Raw genomic sequence first — 574 nt, forward strand, 5'->3', positions numbered from 1 at the left:
GATAAGAGGAAATTATACAGTGCGTAATGACAAAGAAAGGAACGATGCCAAAATTGGCTTCAAGTACCAACATCCATCAGACATTCTTCACGAGCATGAAGACTGTATTAGGATGGCGTATGAATGGTTAGATGCTCAGACAACAATAAAAACAAAACCAAAACACAGGAGAGCACGAAAGCATAATATAGAAAAATGGGCAGGAAGATATATATCTCAATCAGACGTAGAAATAGCTGCTTMTTTACATCCAAAAATAACAGGGCAATACCCAAATTTTAATTTCAGCGCCAAGTTTACCCGCCCACTAGACTCACGATTAAATTGTATAGGCCAAGCTTTTACTCAAGATTATAGAGACCGATTTGATCCTACGGTATCTTCTAAATCCGAGTAATATTTATACCTGAGCAGCCTGCGGCGCTAGCGCGCTGCATTCGCTCTGGGTCTGCACCAATGTTTTTTTCTGATTATTCTGTCTGCTCATGAAGCAAAGAATTTTTAGCGGCTAAAACTACCGTTTTCCGGTAGTATCAATGGCTGACCTTGATTGAGCGACAGGAGCGGCATGATT

At 40.5% G+C, this 574-nt stretch carries 1 protein-coding gene; it reads left to right on the forward strand.

Annotated features, from left to right (window positions below; translation table 11 throughout):
* Nucleotides 1–397: hypothetical protein (locus KP708_RS15525; protein WP_215757260.1), on the forward strand; the 397-nt coding region annotated here is incomplete at its 5' end.
* Nucleotides 398–574 lie beyond the last annotated feature (177 nt).

Source organism: Gluconobacter sp. P5H9_a, from assembly GCF_018812085.1.
In the GTDB taxonomy this organism is placed as follows: Bacteria; Pseudomonadota; Alphaproteobacteria; order Acetobacterales; family Acetobacteraceae; genus Gluconobacter.